The sequence below is a fragment of the Microbacterium karelineae genome (assembly GCF_009745985.1).
GTDB lineage: Bacteria > Actinomycetota > Actinomycetes > Actinomycetales > Microbacteriaceae > Microbacterium > Microbacterium karelineae.
This window is the reverse complement of the sequence record NZ_WFIX01000189.1, coordinates 12,984-30,720: the sequence shown is the minus strand read 5'-3', so window position 1 is coordinate 30,720 and position 17,737 is coordinate 12,984. Positions and strand designations below refer to the sequence as shown.

Genomic DNA, 17,737 nt, shown 5'->3' with positions numbered 1-17,737 from the left:
CGCGCTGTGGACTCCTTCGTCGCACCGCCGGCCTCGTCGCGGGCGGTTGACCGAGAACCTACGCGTGTATGTGATCGATCACAATACGCCGTGATGAAACCGTGATCTCGGCGCCGGCGGGGCGGATCAGGACGGCGGCGGCGCCGTCGAGCTGCGCACGATCAGCTCGGCCCGCTCAGGCGGAACGTCGGCCGAATCCGGCCCGTCGAGCAGGAGCAGGAGCTGCGCGAACGCCCGCCTCCCCTGCTGCTCGAAGTCCTGCTGGATCGTTGTGAGCGGCGGACGGAAGTACGCCGACTCGGCGATTCCGTCGAAGCCGATGATGCTGATGTCGTCCGGCACACGCCGGCCCCGTTCCTCGAAGGCGAGGATCGCGCCGAGCGCCATCTGGTCGTTCGCCGCGATGACCGCCGTCGCGCCGCGCGGCACGGCGGCCGCCGCGGCGTAGCCCGATGCCGATGACCAGTCGCCCGGCGCCTCCCCCGCCGGTTCGAGGCCGTGCCGTGCGAGCTCGCGGCGATACGCGGCCGCGCGGTTCCGCGCGGAGCGCCAGCCGTCGGGGCCCGCGATGTGGAAGATGCGGCGGTGCCCGAGCTCGGCGAGGTGTGCGACCGCCGCCCGCAGGCCGATCGCCGGCGCCGTGATCGGCGCCTCTGGCCGCGGCTCGTCGTCCTCGGTCACGATGAACGCGGGCGCGTGGAAGCGCATGCCCGCGAATGCCTCGGCCACTTCGTCGGTCGCCGAGAGCGCGAGCACCCCCGCGAGGTCCTGGCGGGCGATGAGCTCGAGGGCATCGTCGACGGCCGTCCGATCCCGGAAGTCGAGCGAGACGAAGTCGAGGAGGTAGCCGGCCTCGCGCGCCGCGTTGCTGGCGCCCTGCGCCGTCTTGCTCGGGCCGACCTGGGCGATGTCGTGCGTCAGGGCGGCGATCCGATTCGATCGGCGCGTGCGCAGCGACCGCGCCGTGAGATTCATGCGGTAGTCGAGCGCCGCCATGGCGGCCTCGACGCGCTCGCGCGTCTGCGGGCGGATCCGGTCGTCGCCACGGATGAAGCGGCTCACGGTCTGGTGCGAGACCTCGGCGGCGCGCGCGACGTCGTAGATCGTCGCGGGCCGGCCGTCAGCCCGACGCTCCGGGCTCGTGGCGGGATCCGTCGCCCCCGTGGCCCCCATGGATCCCTCCTCCCGCGCGCATCCCTCGTCAGATGCGCGTAGGGCGACTCTAGTCCGAGCGCGACCCGATCCGGATCTCTCCCTGACCGCCCGCTGACCCCGATGCCGGATGCAGGCGGTAGCGTCGCGGGGGACCCCAACCGCTATCCGGAGGCCCGCATGTCGATCACGCGAAAGATCCTCGCCGCTTCTGTCGTCGCAGCCCTCGCCCTCACAGGCTGCAGCGTGAACGGCGAAGACGCGGACGAGACCCCCGCCCCCACGGCGTCCGCCGACGCCCAGTCCGGCGCGCCCGAGGCGGACCTCGACGGCCTCCCCGACGTCGTCGCCGTCGTCAACGGCGAGGAGATCGGGCTGGAGGAGTTCTCCACCGCCTACGAGACGCAGTTCCAGCAGGCCGCGATGAGCCAGCAGCAGACCGGCCAGGAGATCGATCAGGATCAGCTGAAGCAGCAGGTCGCCGAGCTGCTGATCAACAACCGGCTCCTCACGCAGGCCGCGACAGGTGCCGGGATCGAGCCGAGCGACGACGACATCGAGGCGATCCTGAAGGACGCGGCAGAGCAGAACGGCATGGGCTCCGTCGAGGAGGTCATCGAGGCGTTCGGCGAGCAGGGGGTCTCGGAGGAGCAGGTGCGTCGCGATGCCGCGAGCCAGTTCCAGATCGACGGCTACATCGAGGCCGAGACGGACATCGAGCCGCCGAGCGACGAGGAGCTGCGCGAGCAGTACGACGCGGTCGTCGAGCAGGCGACGTCGCAGGGCGACGGATCCGAGGAGGCGGGCGAGATCCCGCCGTTCAAGGACGTCAAGGATCAGCTCGCCCAGCAGGCGATGACGCAGAAGCAGAACGCGGCGATCGAGGAGATCCTCGGCGAGCTCCGCGAATCGGGCGAGGTCGAGATCAGGCTCTAGGCGCCCGCGCCGGGGAGGCCCGGCCGATGTGGCTCATCGTGACCCATACCGGCCATCCGATGAGCCAGACCGCCGCCACGATCCAGATGCGGGCCACCCACCCCAGCAGCTCGGCGGTTCGGGCCGAGTCGCCGACGAGGATCACGATCCCACCGAGCACGACGGTTGTGATCCCCGCGCACAGCAGCATGCGCAGCCATTGAGTCCATTCGAACCTGACCCGTCCTGGCCCGGCCTTCGGCGGCGTGTCCGGGACAGGCCCCCCGGCGAATCGATACGCGAACCAGGCGTCGACCCGCTGAATGATCTGATGCCCGAACGCGACGGTGAAGCCGAGGTAGACGGCGCCGAGACCGTGGGTGAAGTCGGCCGACGCACCGTTCGCGAGAAGATCCCACGTGATCAGCGACAGCAGCGCGACGTCGAGCAGTGGCACGCACAGCAACAGGACGCGCGAGACTCCAGGCATTCGCAGCGGGTACCGTGCGACGAGTCCGAGCGCGAGGACGACCCAGAAGCCGATCTCGCAGGCGATGATTCCGGCGACGATGTTCATCTGGCCACCTTCACCCAGATCGGATCGGCACGGATCCTGCGCAGGGCCGCCGCGCCTCCTCCGATCGGATGAGGCGCGGCGAGCGCCCGCTCGGGCAGGATGAGTTCCATGACGCGACGAGGACGGTCGGACCTCTGGCCCCGTCGGCTGAGCTCCCATCCGCGCGGACGCGATGCGATCGTCGCCGCGGTGATCCTGCTCATCGGCCTCGCGCTGCTGCAGTTCGGCCTGTTCCCGATGTCAGCACGCGCCGCCGTGCTCCCGCCGGACGGAACCGTCTTCCTGCTCACACTGGGAGGCATGACCGCCCTCGCAACGCAGCGGTCGACGCGGCCGATGCTCGTGCTCGCGCTCGGCAGCGCGATCACCGTCCTCGATCTTCTGCACGGCAGCAGTCCGGGCGTCGTGCTCGCCTTCACCGATGTCGTCTACTGCGCGATCAAATACGGGAGCGTTCGCGGGGTGCGCATCACGATCGGCATCGCCGTCGGTCTCGCGATCGCGGCGGGCGTCGCGATGTTCGTCCTGCGTCCCGACGGCCCCGTCACGGTGGTCGCATTGCAGTGGGCGCTCATCGTCCTCATCGGCGGGCTGTGGGGATGGAACGTCAGGAGCGAGCGCATGCGCACCCGAGCGGCGATGAGCGATCAGCACATGCGGTCGATGCTGCGCATGCGCCAACGCATCGCGCACGACCTGCATGACCTCGTCGCGAACCAGATCGCCGTCGCCGGGCTGCACGTCGAGGCGGCCCGGCTCCGAATCGAGAGCTCCGGAGCGTCGACCCCTGAGATCGAGCGCAGCCTCGACCAGGTCACGAGCGGAACCGAGCAGGCTCACCAGCAGCTGCGCCGACTCATCGCCGTCCTGACGACGGTCGACGACCTCGCGGAGCCCGCGCCGCCCCACGTCGCCGAGGCGCTGGCCGCGCTCGCTCGGCTCCCTCCCGCGGGGCGTTCCCTCGTCTGGACCGGCGCCGGCGCATACGGGGTCGCCGATGCGTGCGTCGGCCTCTCCCCTCGCGAGCGGGGAATCGTCACGCGCGCGCTGCAGGAGCTCGTCGCGAACGCCGTGAAGCACGGGATCGGCGATGTCACGGTCGACGTGTCGGCACCGTCCGACTCGGCGCCCCTGACGGTCACCGTCGAGAACGCCCTGGCGTCGGATCGTGCGCCTGCGGCGGGCAGCGGCATCGGCATCACCGGCGCCGCACTCCTGCTCCGGACGATCGGCGCATCGCTCGACGCGTCCGCCGACGCACTGAGAGGCCGCTGGCGTGCGCTCGCCACCATCCCGATGACACGCGATCGGGCCACACTTCCAGACGGAGAGGAACATGCATGAGCGAGAACGTGCGCGTGGCGATCGCCGACGACCACGAGGCGATCCGCAGCGGCGTCGCCGCGATCCTCGCTACGGATCCGTCGCTCGAGGTCGTCGGCGAGGCGGAGAACGGATTCGACGCGCTCGCGCTCTGCGTCCGGCATCGACCGGACGTCGTCCTCGTGGATCTGCGCATGCCGCACTCGGACGGCATCTGGGCGACAGAGCGGATCACGGCCGAGACCGCGACGCGGGTCATCGTGCTGACGACGTTCGACTCCGACGAACTCATCATGCGAGCGCTCGAGGCCGGCGCGCACGGCTATCTCCTGAAGACCACACGCGGCGGCGAACTGATCCAGGCCGTCCACCATGTCGCCGAGGAGCGCCATGTCATCGATCCCGCTGTCGCTGGCGGCCTCATCGAGCGGCTGAACGAAGCCGGTCGCTCGTGGTCGACGAGCGAGGAGAACGCCCTCGACCGCGCCGCTCTCACGGCACGCGAGGCGGAGGTCCTCGGCCTCATCGCTCAGGGCCTCTCCAATCAGGCGATCGCCGACCGGCTGGGCATCGGGATCACGACGGTGAAGACGCACGTCGGATCCCTTTATGCGAAGACGGGGACGACCTCGCGCGTGCAGCTGGGGCGGCTCGGCGCGGTCAGGTGAAGCGCTGTCCGGCTCCCTCGACGGGGCCATCCTCCACGTGCACGACGGTGAGGCGGATCTCCGGCTCGGGCCGCCCCGGCTCGTCGAGGACGGCGCGGATCGCGGCGCGAGCGGCGCGGACCACGTCGCCGGCGCCGTCGCCCGCGCGCACGCCGATGGCGGCCTCGACGCGCACGCCTGCGCCGTCGTCGACGCGCACGAGGGGTGCGTCGCCGTCGCGCACGCCGAGAAGGCGTGCCCCCGCATCGACGATCCGCGACGCGAGCGCTCCCGTCGGATAGACGTCCGCGACGCCGGGCACGGCGCGCACCGCAGCCTCGATCCGGGCGGGGATGCCCTGCCGGTCCTCTGCGCTCATCGGTCCTCCTCCTCGGACGACGGGAACAGCTGGATGTCGTGCACCGTCACGTCGACGCCATCGACGTTCAGATCGGTATGGCGGCGCAGGCGCTCTGCGATCTCGGCCCGCAGCCGGTCGGCCATCTCGGGGATCGGGAGGCCGTAGGGCACGCTCGCGTCCACGCGAACCCGCACGGGCTCGCCGGGCGCGGTGACATCGCCGTCGAGCCGGCAGCGCCCGATGAGCGCGCCGGGCACCGCGCCCTCGGCGGCCCGCACGATGCCACGCACGGCGCCCTCGGTGATGCCGAGATCACAGCTCTCGTCGGGGATGCCGAACGGGATCCGCCGTCCGGCTCGGGCGTCGATAGCGATGCCGGCGAGGATCCTCTTCACCCAGCCGTCGTCGGCCGCCGGTTCCGCCGATGCATCGCTCTCGATCAGGTCGGGCGCGAGCCCGTGCAGCCGCTCCAGCGCATCGAGCGCGATCCGGCAACCGGGCGAGTCCTCGATCGATGCGTCACGCGGTGCGCGCCCCGCCTCGAGATAGTCGGTGAGCTCCTCGATCGTGTGTCCGTCGAGGGCCGCGGGCTCGAGATCGAGCCCAGGGATGTCGGGGGTGTCGTGTTCGTCGGTCATCGCCACTGCTCCATCCGGACGAGGATGTACTTTCGTGCACGGGCGAGGAGCCCGCGCACGGTGGACGTCGGGATGTCGAGCTCACGGGCGATCTCCTCGTATGAGCACCCGCCGATCTCGCGGAGCACCCAGCACTGGCGCTGGTCATCGGGGAGTTCCCCGAGCGCGCGGCTCAGCGCCGCGACGCCCACGCGCGCCTCCACCACCCGCGGCGGCGCCGCGTGGGTCGGCGCCGCGACCTCGACGTCGTCGATGTCGGCACTGGGCCGGGCCGCCCGCATCCGATCGACGGCTCTGCGGCCCGCGATCCGCATGAGCCAGCTCTTCACCTTCGCCGGATCGTCGAGTCCCGGCAGGCGCTCCCACGCCGTGATGAAGGTGTCCTGCACCACGTCGTCCACATCGGCCGATCCGGAGAGGATCCTCCGGACGTAGGCGCGCATCATCGGCGTGTACCGGCGCACCAGCACGGCGAACGCCGCCGTGTCGCCATCGGCGGCGCGGCCGGCGACGATCCGGTCGTCTGCGGCCTCCAGCGCGCCACGATGTCGCTCGTCGCTCATCGCCCGGCCCCTCCTCCCCGGATCGCGTGCAGCCTCACCTGGTCGTGCGGCGTCCTGTGATCAGACCGTAGACGACGAGCACGATCAGCGAGCCGCCGATGGCGAGCAGCCAGGTCGACAGCGAGAAGAACGACCCGAGGTCGACGTCGAAGATCAGTCCGCCGAGCCATCCGCCGAGCATCGCGCCGACGACGCCGAGCAGGAGCGTGACGATCCATCCACCGCCCTGCTTGCCCGGCATGATGAGCTTCGCGATCGCGCCGGCGATCAGCCCGAGGACGAGAAAGCTGAAGAATCCCATGATGTGTCCTTGTCTGTTGTCGTGCGGGTTCCGGGGCGGGCTCTGAGCGAGCCCGCCCCGTAGCGGACTCACTTCTCGAAGGAGTCCTTGACGTCCTTCGCGGCGTCCTTCACCTCGCCGGCGGCCTCGCGGGCGTGGCCCTTGGCCTGGTCCGCCTTGCCCTCGGCGACGAGCCCCCGGTCGTCGGTCGCCTTGCCGGCGACCTCCTTGGCCTTGCCCTTCGCCTTGTCGGCAGCGGCCTTGATCTTGTCCTCAGCGCTCATGGCGTTGTCTCCTTCTCTTCGTCGCGCCCCGATCTCGGGGCGACTCGTCAGAGGCGCGGATGCGCCTCCGGGTCCTCGAACGCGCGTCGCCGAATGCCAGCCGTCGACCCATCGCGGGCCGGCGAGATGGACGAGGATCGGCACCTCCCGGCCCGCGAACGCGTCCCACTCCTCGATCGCATGCTCCGCGGCGCGCACGATCTGCGCCAGGTCCGCGCCCCGCCGTGCCCGGAGAGTGAGGCCGATCACCGGCGAGCGCCTCACCTCCGCGCTCGTCGTGCGCACGGAGAGCACGTCGGTCCTGTCACGCAGCGCACCGGCGATCACGGCGTCGGCGACGCTCCGGTCGACGCTCGTGCCGCCCTCGTCCCACGCCACGGTCGTCGTGTGCCCGCGGCCGCGCGTCGCGATGAACGCGATGATCCCGATCACCGCGACGAGCGCGACGGCTGCGGCGATGACCCCCGCCATCGGCACACGGACCCCCGACGCGACGTCCAGCGTCGGAGCCATCGCCGCCGCGGAGGCGTCCACGATCGCACCGCGCATCCCTCCGAATCTCTCCGGCGGAGCGCTGACGACGACGAGGGCGGCGCCGACGGACGCGAGCAGCGCACCGACCAGCAGAAGCAGACCGCGGTTGAGGGCGCGATTCGTGGCGTTCATGACACCACTCCTCTCTCGGCGAAACGCACCCTCACCGGTGACGGGAATCCCATCTCCTCGAGCGCGGCGGATGCCGCGCCCCTGACCGCGCCGTCGTCGATCGCCACGCCGCTCGTCGGCGTGACCCTGACGTCGCACCGGCGACGCGAGATCGTCGCCGAGACCTGAGAGCGTCCGATCCCGCATCGTCGCGCGACCCTGTCGGCGACGAGATCCGCGAGCACCCCGTCGTCGACGAGCACCGCCATCCGCTGCGTCGCGCGCCCGCGCCGGGCGCGTCGCCCCGGAAGCACCGCGAGCGCGATGAGGACGACGGCCGCGACGATCGCGCCGACACCGAGCGGGATCCCGATGGCCGCGGCGCTCTCGGCGGCGCGTTCTGCCGCCGCGCGGGCCGCCGGGTCCACGAGAATCCACCCACCCGCGGCGAGCGCCACGATGAGGATCAGCGCGCTGGCGACGGCGACGGCGACGGCCGGTGCCGTGCGCGCGCGGTGCGTCTCGCGCCGCAGCAGGCGGCGGTGCACACCGGTCGCGACCGTCATGTCACCCGCCTCCCCCGCGGGCGGTGCACGCCCGCATAGCGCACGGCGACGGGATCCACCTGCCGCGCGGCGAGCGCCGCCATCCCCGTCGTCACGGAGGCCCGCAGCGCGGCCCCGCGGTCCATGAGAGACCCGCCCGCGGGATCGCCCACGAACGCCGGCAGCGTGATGTCCGCGGCCAGGAGTCCCGCCTCGTCGCGGAGCGACACGTCGACGCGCGGCGCCGGGACGCGCGCGGCGTCCGCGACGATCGCGGTCGCGAGGCGTCCGAGAGCGCGCGCCGAGACCGTCGTGCGCCCCGGCACCCCCTCGACGCTCTGCACGACGCCGGTCATGATGACGAACGTCGCCCGCGCAGGGCGTCGCCGACGGCACGGACGTCGATGCTCCCGTCGAGGACCCGGCCGATGATCGCCCCCACGATCATCGCGACGCCGACGAGGACGAATGCCCAGAAGCCGAGCGCGATCCAGGTCACGACGAGGGTGGCTCCGACGGCGGCGCCGACGACGGTGCCGTTCATCGGACTCGCGCCTCCTGTGCGCCGTCCTCGTCGTCGTCCGACGGGATGTGGACGTCGTTGATCGTGACGTTGATCTCGGCGACGTCCATGCCGATGAGATCCCTCATCGCGCGGTACACCGACTCTCGCACGCCGTCGGCGACGTCCTGCAGCGCGACGGGGTACTCGGCGACGACGTTCACGTCGACCGCCACCTGCTTCTCCCCCACCTCGACGCTGATGCCCTGCGCGAGATCCGTGGTGTTCAGCGCGTCTCGGATGGCGCCCATGACTCGGGCGGCACCGCCGCCGAGGGCGTAGACCCCGGTCGCCTCGCGCGCCGCGATGCCGGCGACCTTGGCGACGACGCCGTCCTCGATCGTGGTCCTGCCGGTCGGGCCTTCGGCGCTCTGGCGTGGTTTGCCGTCCGGGGTGGTGTGGGAAGCGTTCGACATGGTGGACTCCTCGAATGGTCGCCGCGTGGATGACGCGGGTCGCGGAGAACTGCGACATGGATAGGACGTGCCGAGAACGGGGAACGTCACGAATTCATCCGATCGAGCCGATTCACGGCATGACTCCGGCGATCGCGGGCCGCGGGTCACCGCCCGCCTTCGCGCAGCAGCCCGGCCGGCACACGTCGTACCAGGGCCCGATCGCCGTCACGTTCGCGCGTGCGGTGACAGCCCGGCCGTCGGCCCGCTCTCGGACGAGATCGACGAGCGCGTCGACGAACGTCGGATGCACTCCGGGCGTCGCGACACGCGTGATCCACGTCCCCGCGCGCTCGGCCGTCTCGCGCGCCTCGCGATCGAGATCCCAGAGAACCTCCAGGTGGTCGCTCACGAATCCGATCGGCACGATCAGCACGGCGGTGCGATCCGAGAGCGAGATGATCGCGTCGTTGACGTCGGGTTCGAGCCACGGCGTCGACGGAGAGCCGGAGCGTGACTGGTAGACGAGCTGCCACGTCACGCCGGGCGCCGCGGCGGCCATGACGTACTCGGCCACCGCGCGGTGCTGGGCCTCGTACGCCCCGCCGGAGACACCGTCGAACGCGTCTCCGCCGGACAGCATGGCATCGGCGGAGGGGATGCTGTGCGTCGTGAAGAGGACCTCGATCGCTTCCGGTCGATGGCCGGCGCCCTCCGCCGCCGCTATGCCGTCTCGCACACCCTCGACGAACGGCTGCACGAATCCCGGGTGGGAGAAGAACTGGCGCACCTTGTCGATCTGAATCACGTCCTGCTGCTCGGCCGCCTCCAGCGCGTCCGCCCAGTCCTCCCGATACTGACGGCACGACGAGTACGAGGAGTACGCACTCGTCGGGATGGCGATCATGCGACGCACCCCGTCGCGTGCCGCCTCGGCGAGGACATCGTCGAGGTAGGGCTCCCAGTTGCGATTGCCCCAGTACACCGGAAGGTCGAGCCCCGCTGCGGCGAGCGCCGCCCGGAGTGCGTCGCGGAGTTCGCGGTTCTGGTCGTTGATCGGGCTGACGCCGCCGAACGCGCGATAGTGCTGCGCCACCTCCTCGAGCCGCTCGTCGGGGATGCCCCGTCCCCGTGTGACGTTGCGCAAGAAGGGCAGCACGTCGTCCTGTCCTTCCGGTCCGCCGAATCCCGACAGCAGCACCGCGTCGTAGGTCACAGGCTCCGTGACATGCGGCGGGCCGTGCTGCGCCGCCGCGGTCGCCGCCGCCACGACCGCTCCCGGCTCGACATGCAGGCCGCGGGCCTGCGGCGGCTTGGTCTCGCGGCGGAATGCCGCAGCATGTGCATCGGTCATACGTACCTCCGGAGGGTTGGGAAGGGTCACGATCGGGCGCTGCTCGAGGATCCGGGATCCGACTTCTCCCAGTCGGCGATCGGTCCGTCGACGACGGAGAAGATCGGATGGGGATCGGGCGCCGACAGGTCCCGCCAGCGTCCCCAGACATCGGGGCTGCGCCGGCGAAGCTTGCGCGTGAGGTGGGTCCACTCGTAGCCGAGCTGCCCCGTGGTGATGGTGAGCGGCGCGAGCGATCCCGTCTCGCGGATCTTGTCGCGGGCGAAGCGGTAGCCGCGCGCATCGGCCTCGTCGACGATGGCGAGGAGGAAGTCACCGATCGCACGCGCTGGCTCCTCGGCCTCGCGGAAGCGGATCAGCTGCGGATGGTGTGAGTAGCCGCGCTCCGGGTCTGCGATCACGGCCTGTGCGAGGAGCGCCTCGCGCCACGCGGCGACGAGGCCGATGCGATCGAGGTGGCGCGGGTGGAGGGACCAGAGCCTCATGCTCGCTCCTCGCCCGACCGTTCGGCCGCGTGCAGGATGCTCGCGACCATGCCCCCGAATATGATCCCGTGGAACGGCAGGAGAACCGCCCAGTACAGTCTCCCCGCGAGCCCCTTCGGAATGAACACCGCTCGCTGGCGGTACACGCTGCCGGTCTGGGCCGGCTCGACGCCGAGCTCGAGCCACCCCCGCCCCGGCATGCGCATCTCGGCCCGCAGACGAAGACGCCGCCCGCGGTCGATCGATTCGACGCGCCAGACGTCGATCACATCTCCCGTAGCGAGACGTGACGGGTGCCGCCGTCCGCGGCGCATGCCGACGCCGCCCGCGATCCGGTCGATCCACCCCCGCACCGCCCAGGCGATCGGGGACGAATACCATCCGTTCGCGCCGCCGATCGACTCGATGATCGCCCAGACCGACTCCGCGGATGCGCCGCTGCTCCGCTCGCGCTCGTCGATCCGGACCGCGTGTCCGGACCAGTCCGGGTCGCTCGGCAGCGGGTCGCTGGGGGCGCCGGGGACCGTCGCGCTCTGCCAGCTCGTCTCGACCTTGCCGTCGCGCTCGCGACGCAGTGCGAGCCGCACCGCCTCGCGATACGACAGCAGTCCCTCCGCCGGCGGCGGGATCACGCGGTCGATGTCGTGCTCGTCGGCGACGCAGTCATTCTGCAGCGACGCGATGATCGGAACGGCGATCCTGCGTGGGACCGGCGTGACGAGATTCACCCATTGCGAGGCGAGCCATGGCGTGAGCACGGGCAGCGCTGCGATCGGGCGCTGCCGGAGCCCAGCCTCCACGGCATAGCCGTTCATCATCTGGCCGTATCGCAGCACGTCCGGGCCGCCGATGTCAAAGGGGCGGTTGATGTCGCCCGCCAGGGTCACGGACGCCGTGAGGTAGCGGAGGACGTCGCGCACGGCGATCGGCTGGACGCGATGAAGCACCCAACGCGGCGCCGGCATGTACGGCAGCACCTCGGTGAGGTGACGGATCATCTCGAACGATGCGGAACCGGATCCGATCACGATGCCGGCCTGGAACACGACGGCGGGCACGGCTCCGTCCAGGAGCACCCGGCCGATCGCGGCCCGGGAGGCGAGATGGGGGGACAGACGGGCGCCGGCCGGGTGGAGTCCGCCGAGGTAGACGATCCGTCCGACGCCGGCATCCGCGGCCGCCGCGGAGAAGACCGTGGCATCGCGCTTCTCGGCCGCGCCGAAGTCCGTCCCGGCCCGCATCGAGTGCACGAGGTAGAACGCCACGTCGACGCCCGCCATCGCACGACGCACGGCATCGGCGTCGGACAGGTCTCCTTCCACGACGCGCACGCGATCCTCCCAGGGCACGTCGGTGAGCTTCCACGGTGAGCGCACCAGGCACGTGACCTCGTGCCCCGCCTCGAGCAGCTGGGGCACGAGACGGCCGCCGATGTAGCCGGTCGCGCCGGTGACGAGGACGCGGGTCATGAGAAGAGGCCTTCCGTCGCGCCGACGATGAGGAGGATGGTGACCGCGGCGCCGGCGGCGTAGTTGATCACGAGGAAACGGCGCCACGCTCGGTGCACGCTTCCCGACCGCTCGTCCGACACACGGATGTAGGGCAGAGCGCTCGCCACGTACGGCACCGCCACGGCCGCGACGAGCGCGGCCGGCCACGGCGTGAACAGCATGAGCGCTCCCGCCCCGGACCACAGGGCGACGGTGAGGCGCACGGTCGGCGCAGCGCCCAGCGCCGTCGCGATGGATCCGATGCCGGCTCGCCGGTCGGGCACGATGTCCTGCACAGCGCCGAAGGCATGACTCGCCATCCCCCACAGGAAGAACGCCGTGAGGGAGACGATGAGCGGCGTCGTGAGCGTCGTCCCGGCGAGCGCGATCGCGCAGAGCGCCGGCGTCACGAAGTGCGTGCTCGACGTGACCGAGTCGAGCAACGGGACCTCCTTGAACCGCAGCCCCGGTGCCGAGTACGCGATCACTGCAAACAAGCTCACGCCGAGCATCGCCCAGCTCTCTGGGCGCTCGGCACCGAGCCAAGCGAGCGCGACGACGAAGGGAGCGGTCAGTGCGGTGGCCGCGAAGAGCGTCGTGCGGTGAAGTCGCGGGGGCAGCATCGCGCCCTCCACGCCGCCTTTGCGGGGATTCGCGATGTCGGAGGCGTAGTCGAACACGTCGTTGACCCCGTACATGAGCAGGTTGTACGGCACGAGGAAGAACAGCGTGCCGACGACCGTCGTCACGTCGATGTCGCCCGTCGTGAGAATCATGACCGCTGCGAACGGATACGCCGTGTTGATCCAGCTCAGGGGGCGGGAGGCGACGATGAGAGCACGCGCCGCGGTCAGTACGCCCGTCATGCGCGCTCCCCTCGTCCGCGGCCGTCGAGCAGCTCGAGCGCACCTGCCAGGAGGAGAGACCCGACGGCCGGGTACAGGAGATCCTCAAGCGGGATGAGTCCCAGTCTTATGCCCGTGGTGTGACCGTCGCCGAAGTCGAAGAATCCGGCGGCCATCATCGCGTTGTCGAAGATCGCGGTGAGGATCAGCAGACATGCCGCCGCCCCGGCCCACCCTCGGAGGTACTGCGGAAGGTCGTGGCGGCGGGACGCGCGGACAGCGCCGAGCGCGAAGACGACCATGCCGACGGCGACGAACGGGACGGACATCAGCAGGTAGGTCATGCCCCGTCCTTCCGATGGTCGATCTGTCGCCATGCGCCGAGCAGCACGAGGGTGAGGTAGGTGAGGAACGTGACGAACATCACCTCCTCGAGCGGGAGCTGCGGTGCGACCATGATCCCCGTCGCCCACCGCGAGTCGAGGTGTCGGAAGACACCGAGTGCGATCCCGACGGCGTCCCACGCGAGGAAGAATGCGACGCCGATGCCGAGCAGCACGGCGGTGCGACGCGGCGCCCGGCCGAACGCGAGATGGAATCGCCGGTCGAGCACGGCGATACCCGTCGCGCTGAGCACGATCGCGATCGCGTACACGATGCTCACGGTTCCTCCAGCGGGCCCACGGAGCTGTCTCCGCGCACGTGCTTGAGGACGAGCTCCGCGCCGATCAGGCACATGGGCACGCCCACGCCGGGCACCGACGTCGCTCCCGTGTAGTAGAGGCCGGGGACCCGGCGCGACCGCGTCCGCCCGCGGAGGAAGGCGCTCTGGCGCAAGGTGTGCGCAGGACCCAGCGCGCTCCCTCGGTACGAGTGGAAGTCGTCGGCGAAGTCGCCGGGGCCGACGGTGCGCCGGACCACGATGCGCTCCGTGAGGTCCGGGATCCCCGCCCACGCGGAGAGCTGCTCGATGGCGCGGTCGGCGATCTTCGTGACCGCGGGATCGCCGTAGCCGCCGACACCGCCACGGCCGATCGTGACGTCCGGCGGGACGGGCACGAGGAGGAAGAGATTCTCGTGGCCCGACGGCGCGACCGCGTCGTCGGTCGCGCTCGGCATGCACACGTAGAAGGACGGCGTGTCGGGGACCCGTGGGGTGTCTCCGAAGATCGCATCGAAATTGTCGCGCCAGTCGTTCGAGAAGAGCAGTGTGTGGTGTCGCAGCTGGGGCAGCTCGTCCGCGACGCCGAGCATGACGAGCACCGCCCCAGGGCCGGTCACCTGGTTCCGCCAGCGGGCTTTCGGATAGGAACGGTCGCTCTCCGCGAGCAGAACGGTCTCGGTATGGTGCTCGTCGATCGCGGACACGACGATGTCCGCCTCGAGGACGCGACGGCCGCCGGACTGCTCGACGTCGACCCCGCGCACGTGCGACGCGTCCCGGCGGATCGCGACCGCCTCGCAGGCTGTCTCGATGGTGACGCCGTTCTCCCGCGCGATCTCGACGAGCGAGTCCGCGAATCGGCGGAACCCTCCGAGGGGGTATCGCACTCCGTCGACGAGATCCATGTGGCTCATCAGGTGGTAGAGGGCCGGCGCGTCGAACGGCGACGTCCCGAGGAACACGGCCGGATACCCGAGGATCTGACGGAGTCTCCGGTCCGCGAAACGACGCCGGATCATCGTCCAGAGCGAGCGGGACAGCAGCGGGAGGATCGCCGGTGCGTTCTTCAGCACGCTCGGGGCGAGAAACGTGCGCCACGAGGAGAACGGGTTGTACAGATATGACGTGCGCGCCGCCTCGTATGCCCGCGTCGCGGACCGGAGGTAGCGTCGGGCCCGCCGCCCCGCGCCCGGCTCGCGGCCTTCGAACAAAGCGGCGACGGCGTCCCGGCCCGCTCGTACATCGATCGCGTTGTCCGCCGCTCCCTCGCTCGGCTCACCGTAGACGCGGTATCCCGGGTCGAGATCGACGAGCCGGAGGTGCTCGGCCGTGGTGGAGCCGACCATCCGGTAGAAGTGCTCGAACACCTCGGGCATGAGGTACCAGGACGGGCCCGTGTCGAAGACGAAGCCGTCGCGCTCCCACGACCCCGCGCGCCCGCCGAGCACCGGACGGCGCTCGACGAGGGTGACCTCGTGGCCGTCCCGAGCGAGCAGGCTGGCCGTCGCGAGTCCGCTCACTCCTCCCCCGATGACCACCGCACGCGAGCGGGTCATCGCGCGGCCCTCCGCGCGAGGGCTCGGATGAGGATCCGCGCCTTGACGGAGTCGGGCACCCGCACCCGCTCACGCACGAGGGTCGAGACCGGCACGCGATCCACGCGATCGACGAGTTCGCCGAAGAGCGTGCGCGCGGCCCACACCGCCGCCCGTGCGGACGGGGCGATGAGCGGGATCGCGGCGTCCGCGCAGGCCAGATCGCGCCGGATGTCGCGCACCGTCGCTGCCTTCACGGCATCCGTGAGATCACGGTCGACGCCCGGCAGATAGCACCGACCGAGCTCATCGCGGTCGTCTGCGTAGTCGCGCAGGAAGTTGATCTTCTGAAAGGCGGCGCCGAGCCGTCGGGCCCCGTCCTCGAGCAGCGCGCGGTCGCGATCCGACCGCGTCCGACCATCTTCGAACACTGCCAGGCACATGAGCCCCACGACCTCGGCCGACCCGTGGATGTAGGCCGCCAGGGCGGTCTCGTCGAAGTCGACGGGCTCGATGTCGGCCCGCATCGACGCGAAGAACGGCGCCGCCAGCTCCGCCCCGAAGCCGTGCTCGCGCGCCGTGATCGCAAACGCGTGGACGACGAGGTTCGTGCTGTATCCCCGCTCGATGGCCCGCATCGTCTCGCGCTCCAGCGCGTCGAGGAGCGTGCGCCTCTCCGCCCGGCCGACGCCCGCCGCCTCGGCTGGGCCGTCGACGAGTTCGTCGGCGACCCGGACGAGCGCGTAGATGCGGGCGACGTGTGTGCGGACCCGGGGAGCCATCAGACGGCTCGCCCACGCGAACGATGTCGAGTACCGACGGACGACGATCGACGCGCTCTCGGTCGCGGCCCGGTCGTAGAGGTCCAGGTCGGTGGCGCTCAGAAGCGGCGCGCGCTGCACGATTCGCTCACCTCCGTCAGTCGGGAGACCAGCTCGGAGGGAAGATCCGACGCACGCAGGCGTGCGGTCACGGCGGCGCGTCGCTCGCCGATGAGCGCCTCCACGGCGGCGCGGGCGCCGGAGGTCTCGACGACGGTCCGCACGCGCTCGCCCTCGTCCGCCGTGAGACGTGCGTCTCCGACGTACGATGCCACTCCGGGCCAATCCGGGTGCGATCGCGCATACGAGATCAGGAGGGTCTCCTTGCCCTCGCGGAGATCGCTCAGCACCGATTTCCCGGTCTCGCTCTCGTCGCCGAAGGTGCCGAGGACGTCGTCGCGCAGCTGATAGATCACGCCGATGTCGCGCGCGACGCCGTCCAGCGCGTCGAGGGCGCCTCCCGTCGCTCCGGCGAGGAGCGCGCCGAGCAGAAGCGGCGCCCGGAAGGAGTAGGGCGCGGTCTTCTGTTCGGCGGTCGTCAGGATCTCGTCGGGCGAAGCCGTCCCCAGGTGCATGCTGAGCCGGACGTCGGAATGCTCGCCCGCGGCGCTCTCGAAGACCGTGTCGTCGAACACCGCCAGAGCGGCGGCGCGGCGAGGCGCATCCACGTCGAGTCCTGCGATGAGGCCATGCGCCGTGGTCAGGAGCAGATCGCCGGCGATGATCCCGGACGCATCACCCCAGGTCCGCGCCGCATGTCCGGAGGCGCCCGCCCGCCGCGCCCCGGCGCTGAATCGCCCCGCCACGTTCTCACGACCGCGTCGCGTGAGATCTCCGTCGATGACGTCGTCGTGCGTGATCAGCGCCGCGTGCAGGAGCTCCACAGCGCACGCGGCGTCGATCGCGGCGCTCTCGTCGCGTCCGCCCATCGCGCGGTACGCGTCGAAGAGCAACCGCGGTCGGATCCTCTTTCCGCCGCGCACGACCGACTCGATCGCGTTCCACAGTTCGAGGAACGATGGCGCGAAGCGGCGAGAACGCGCACGCGCGCCCGCGAGGATCTCGTCGAGCCGACGTTCGAAGGCCGTGTCGAGCGGTTCGTGACCAGCCGGGCGCGCCGCGCCGGTCAGGTGCGGCAGCACCGCCTCGAGATGTTCGACGAGCCACGGGCTGAACGCCCACGGCGCGGCACCGACACCCACGGAGAGCTCCCCTGGGTCGACCCATCGCGTCTCCGCGACCTCGTCGGGGTGGGGCGACGGCTCAGAGAGGGCGCGCGCGACGAACACCGGGCAGTGCTCGTTCTCCTCGATGCCTGAGGCGTCCCGGGCGACGTAGCCGAAGTCGGGCAAGGGGCACGACAGGATCTCGATCTCGAGGCCGAGCTCGAACGCGGCGCGCCGATGCACCGCTTCCTCGCGCGGCTCCCCCGGCTGCGGATGTCCGCAGAACGAGTTGGTCCAGACGCCAGGCCAGGTTCGCTTGCCGAGGGCGCGTCGGGTCATCAGGACCCGGCCGTCCTGGCCCACCACGTGGCAGGAGAACGCGAGATGACGAGGCGTCGACACGCCGTGGACGGTCGCCTTGGGGTGTGTGCCGACGGGCACTCCGTCCCCATCGACCAGGACGACTTCCTCCACGATCACACCCTTTTCG

23 protein-coding genes are annotated in these 17,737 nt (G+C 70.9%); 3 read left to right on the top strand and 20 right to left on the bottom strand.

The window, feature by feature from the left end; genetic code table 11:
- Positions 1 to 126 precede the first annotated feature (126 nt).
- Positions 127 to 1,173 carry a LacI family DNA-binding transcriptional regulator gene (locus GB932_RS13145; RefSeq protein WP_156761154.1) on the bottom strand — a complete coding sequence of 349 codons (1,047 nt, stop codon included), beginning with the start codon at positions 1,171 to 1,173 and terminating at the stop codon, positions 127 to 129.
- Between the two features lie 159 nt (positions 1,174 to 1,332).
- On the opposite strand from GB932_RS13145, the gene GB932_RS13140 reads away from it, so the two are divergent.
- Complete coding sequence (locus GB932_RS13140) at positions 1,333 to 2,088, top strand: SurA N-terminal domain-containing protein (protein ID WP_156761153.1); 756 nt, start codon at positions 1,333 to 1,335, stop codon at positions 2,086 to 2,088.
- Here GB932_RS13140 and GB932_RS13135 read toward each other — a convergent pair.
- On the bottom strand, positions 2,078 to 2,644 hold the full coding sequence (locus tag GB932_RS13135; RefSeq protein ID WP_156761152.1) for a hypothetical protein: 567 nt from the start codon (positions 2,642 to 2,644) through the stop codon (positions 2,078 to 2,080). The genes GB932_RS13140 and GB932_RS13135 overlap by 11 nt on opposite strands.
- 108 nt (positions 2,645 to 2,752) lie before the next feature.
- Between GB932_RS13135 and GB932_RS13130 the strand changes: the two genes are divergently transcribed.
- Positions 2,753 to 3,988 carry a sensor histidine kinase gene (locus GB932_RS13130; RefSeq protein ID WP_197517483.1) on the top strand — a complete coding sequence of 412 codons (1,236 nt, stop codon included), beginning with the start codon at positions 2,753 to 2,755 and terminating at the stop codon, positions 3,986 to 3,988.
- Positions 3,985 to 4,635, top strand: a complete 651-nt coding sequence (locus GB932_RS13125) for a response regulator (RefSeq protein ID WP_156761150.1) — start codon at positions 3,985 to 3,987, stop codon at positions 4,633 to 4,635. Before GB932_RS13130 ends, GB932_RS13125 begins: the two co-directional genes overlap by 4 nt.
- Here GB932_RS13125 and GB932_RS13120 read toward each other — a convergent pair.
- The 18 genes from GB932_RS13120 to idi form a co-directional block, all read right to left on the bottom strand.
- Positions 4,628 to 4,993 carry a hypothetical protein gene (locus GB932_RS13120; protein ID WP_156761149.1) on the bottom strand — a complete coding sequence of 122 codons (366 nt, stop codon included), beginning with the start codon at positions 4,991 to 4,993 and terminating at the stop codon, positions 4,628 to 4,630. The genes GB932_RS13125 and GB932_RS13120 overlap by 8 nt on opposite strands.
- Entirely contained in the window at positions 4,990 to 5,613 is a 624-nt protein-coding gene (locus GB932_RS13115; protein WP_156761148.1) for an Asp23/Gls24 family envelope stress response protein, read from the bottom strand. The genes GB932_RS13120 and GB932_RS13115 overlap by 4 nt, the downstream gene beginning before the upstream one ends.
- Positions 5,610 to 6,176 carry an RNA polymerase sigma factor gene (locus GB932_RS13110; protein WP_156761147.1) on the bottom strand — a complete coding sequence of 189 codons (567 nt, stop codon included), beginning with the start codon at positions 6,174 to 6,176 and terminating at the stop codon, positions 5,610 to 5,612. Before GB932_RS13110 ends, GB932_RS13115 begins: the two co-directional genes overlap by 4 nt.
- 34 nt (positions 6,177 to 6,210) lie before the next feature.
- Entirely contained in the window at positions 6,211 to 6,477 is a 267-nt protein-coding gene (locus GB932_RS13105; RefSeq protein WP_156761146.1) for a GlsB/YeaQ/YmgE family stress response membrane protein, read from the bottom strand.
- 68 nt (positions 6,478 to 6,545) lie between these two features.
- Positions 6,546 to 7,406 (bottom strand): CsbD family protein, encoded by an 861-nt coding sequence (locus GB932_RS19655; RefSeq protein ID WP_306769961.1) that lies wholly within the window; start codon positions 7,404 to 7,406, stop codon positions 6,546 to 6,548.
- Positions 7,403 to 7,951 (bottom strand): hypothetical protein, encoded by a 549-nt coding sequence (locus GB932_RS13095; protein WP_156761145.1) that lies wholly within the window; start codon positions 7,949 to 7,951, stop codon positions 7,403 to 7,405. The genes GB932_RS19655 and GB932_RS13095 overlap by 4 nt, the downstream gene beginning before the upstream one ends.
- Positions 7,948 to 8,286: a hypothetical protein gene (locus GB932_RS13090; protein ID WP_156761144.1), complete on the bottom strand. Its 339-nt coding sequence runs from the start codon at positions 8,284 to 8,286 to the stop codon at positions 7,948 to 7,950. The genes GB932_RS13095 and GB932_RS13090 overlap by 4 nt, the downstream gene beginning before the upstream one ends.
- Positions 8,283 to 8,474 (bottom strand): hypothetical protein, encoded by a 192-nt coding sequence (locus GB932_RS13085; RefSeq protein WP_156761143.1) that lies wholly within the window; start codon positions 8,472 to 8,474, stop codon positions 8,283 to 8,285. Before GB932_RS13085 ends, GB932_RS13090 begins: the two co-directional genes overlap by 4 nt.
- Positions 8,471 to 8,908, bottom strand: a complete 438-nt coding sequence (locus GB932_RS13080) for an Asp23/Gls24 family envelope stress response protein (RefSeq protein ID WP_156761142.1) — start codon at positions 8,906 to 8,908, stop codon at positions 8,471 to 8,473. Before GB932_RS13080 ends, GB932_RS13085 begins: the two co-directional genes overlap by 4 nt.
- A gap of 112 nt (positions 8,909 to 9,020) precedes the next feature.
- Positions 9,021 to 10,241: a ferrochelatase gene (locus tag GB932_RS13075; RefSeq protein WP_156761141.1), complete on the bottom strand. Its 1,221-nt coding sequence runs from the start codon at positions 10,239 to 10,241 to the stop codon at positions 9,021 to 9,023.
- A 26-nt stretch (positions 10,242 to 10,267) separates the two neighbouring features.
- Entirely contained in the window at positions 10,268 to 10,726 is a 459-nt protein-coding gene (locus tag GB932_RS13070; protein WP_156761140.1) for a pyrimidine dimer DNA glycosylase/endonuclease V, read from the bottom strand.
- Positions 10,723 to 12,195, bottom strand: a complete 1,473-nt coding sequence (locus tag GB932_RS13065; protein ID WP_156761139.1) for an SDR family oxidoreductase — start codon at positions 12,193 to 12,195, stop codon at positions 10,723 to 10,725. The genes GB932_RS13070 and GB932_RS13065 overlap by 4 nt, the downstream gene beginning before the upstream one ends.
- Positions 12,192 to 13,082, bottom strand: coding sequence for a prenyltransferase (locus GB932_RS13060; RefSeq protein ID WP_156761138.1), 891 nt, complete (start codon positions 13,080 to 13,082; stop codon positions 12,192 to 12,194). Before GB932_RS13060 ends, GB932_RS13065 begins: the two co-directional genes overlap by 4 nt.
- On the bottom strand, positions 13,079 to 13,405 hold the full coding sequence (locus GB932_RS13055; RefSeq protein ID WP_197517482.1) for a lycopene cyclase domain-containing protein: 327 nt from the start codon (positions 13,403 to 13,405) through the stop codon (positions 13,079 to 13,081). The genes GB932_RS13060 and GB932_RS13055 overlap by 4 nt, the downstream gene beginning before the upstream one ends.
- On the bottom strand, positions 13,402 to 13,725 hold the full coding sequence (locus GB932_RS13050; protein ID WP_156761136.1) for a lycopene cyclase domain-containing protein: 324 nt from the start codon (positions 13,723 to 13,725) through the stop codon (positions 13,402 to 13,404). Before GB932_RS13050 ends, GB932_RS13055 begins: the two co-directional genes overlap by 4 nt.
- Positions 13,722 to 15,281, bottom strand: coding sequence for a phytoene desaturase family protein (gene crtI, locus GB932_RS19280; RefSeq protein WP_197517481.1), 1,560 nt, complete (start codon positions 15,279 to 15,281; stop codon positions 13,722 to 13,724). Before crtI ends, GB932_RS13050 begins: the two co-directional genes overlap by 4 nt.
- Complete coding sequence (locus GB932_RS19275; RefSeq protein WP_197517480.1) at positions 15,278 to 16,162, bottom strand: phytoene/squalene synthase family protein; 885 nt, start codon at positions 16,160 to 16,162, stop codon at positions 15,278 to 15,280. Before GB932_RS19275 ends, crtI begins: the two co-directional genes overlap by 4 nt.
- Entirely contained in the window at positions 16,141 to 17,721 is a 1,581-nt protein-coding gene (gene idi / locus GB932_RS19650) for an isopentenyl-diphosphate Delta-isomerase (RefSeq protein WP_306769960.1), read from the bottom strand. Before idi ends, GB932_RS19275 begins: the two co-directional genes overlap by 22 nt.
- Positions 17,722 to 17,737 lie beyond the last annotated feature (16 nt).

What these genes read in the sequence shown, in the direction of transcription:
- GB932_RS13145 (WP_156761154.1), bottom strand. Translation starts at nt 1,173, where the DNA reads ATGGGGGCCACGGGGGCGACGGATCCCGCCACGAGCCCGGAGCGTCGG.
- GB932_RS13140 (WP_156761153.1), top strand. Translation starts at nt 1,333, where the DNA reads ATGTCGATCACGCGAAAGATCCTCGCCGCTTCTGTCGTCGCAGCCCTC.
- GB932_RS13135 (WP_156761152.1), bottom strand. Translation starts at nt 2,644, where the DNA reads ATGAACATCGTCGCCGGAATCATCGCCTGCGAGATCGGCTTCTGGGTC.
- GB932_RS13130 (WP_197517483.1), top strand. Translation starts at nt 2,753, where the DNA reads ATGACGCGACGAGGACGGTCGGACCTCTGGCCCCGTCGGCTGAGCTCC.
- GB932_RS13125 (WP_156761150.1), top strand. Translation starts at nt 3,985, where the DNA reads ATGAGCGAGAACGTGCGCGTGGCGATCGCCGACGACCACGAGGCGATC.
- GB932_RS13120 (WP_156761149.1), bottom strand. Translation starts at nt 4,993, where the DNA reads ATGAGCGCAGAGGACCGGCAGGGCATCCCCGCCCGGATCGAGGCTGCG.
- GB932_RS13115 (WP_156761148.1), bottom strand. Translation starts at nt 5,613, where the DNA reads ATGACCGACGAACACGACACCCCCGACATCCCTGGGCTCGATCTCGAG.
- GB932_RS13110 (WP_156761147.1), bottom strand. Translation starts at nt 6,176, where the DNA reads ATGAGCGACGAGCGACATCGTGGCGCGCTGGAGGCCGCAGACGACCGG.
- GB932_RS13105 (WP_156761146.1), bottom strand. Translation starts at nt 6,477, where the DNA reads ATGGGATTCTTCAGCTTTCTCGTCCTCGGGCTGATCGCCGGCGCGATC.
- GB932_RS19655 (WP_306769961.1), bottom strand. Translation starts at nt 7,406, where the DNA reads ATGAACGCCACGAATCGCGCCCTCAACCGCGGTCTGCTTCTGCTGGTC.
- GB932_RS13095 (WP_156761145.1), bottom strand. Translation starts at nt 7,951, where the DNA reads ATGACGGTCGCGACCGGTGTGCACCGCCGCCTGCTGCGGCGCGAGACG.
- GB932_RS13090 (WP_156761144.1), bottom strand. Translation starts at nt 8,286, where the DNA reads ATGACCGGCGTCGTGCAGAGCGTCGAGGGGGTGCCGGGGCGCACGACG.
- GB932_RS13085 (WP_156761143.1), bottom strand. Translation starts at nt 8,474, where the DNA reads ATGAACGGCACCGTCGTCGGCGCCGCCGTCGGAGCCACCCTCGTCGTG.
- GB932_RS13080 (WP_156761142.1), bottom strand. Translation starts at nt 8,908, where the DNA reads ATGTCGAACGCTTCCCACACCACCCCGGACGGCAAACCACGCCAGAGC.
- GB932_RS13075 (WP_156761141.1), bottom strand. Translation starts at nt 10,241, where the DNA reads ATGACCGATGCACATGCTGCGGCATTCCGCCGCGAGACCAAGCCGCCG.
- GB932_RS13070 (WP_156761140.1), bottom strand. Translation starts at nt 10,726, where the DNA reads ATGAGGCTCTGGTCCCTCCACCCGCGCCACCTCGATCGCATCGGCCTC.
- GB932_RS13065 (WP_156761139.1), bottom strand. Translation starts at nt 12,195, where the DNA reads ATGACCCGCGTCCTCGTCACCGGCGCGACCGGCTACATCGGCGGCCGT.
- GB932_RS13060 (WP_156761138.1), bottom strand. Translation starts at nt 13,082, where the DNA reads ATGACGGGCGTACTGACCGCGGCGCGTGCTCTCATCGTCGCCTCCCGC.
- GB932_RS13055 (WP_197517482.1), bottom strand. Translation starts at nt 13,405, where the DNA reads ATGACCTACCTGCTGATGTCCGTCCCGTTCGTCGCCGTCGGCATGGTC.
- crtI (WP_197517481.1), bottom strand. Translation starts at nt 15,281, where the DNA reads ATGACCCGCTCGCGTGCGGTGGTCATCGGGGGAGGAGTGAGCGGACTC.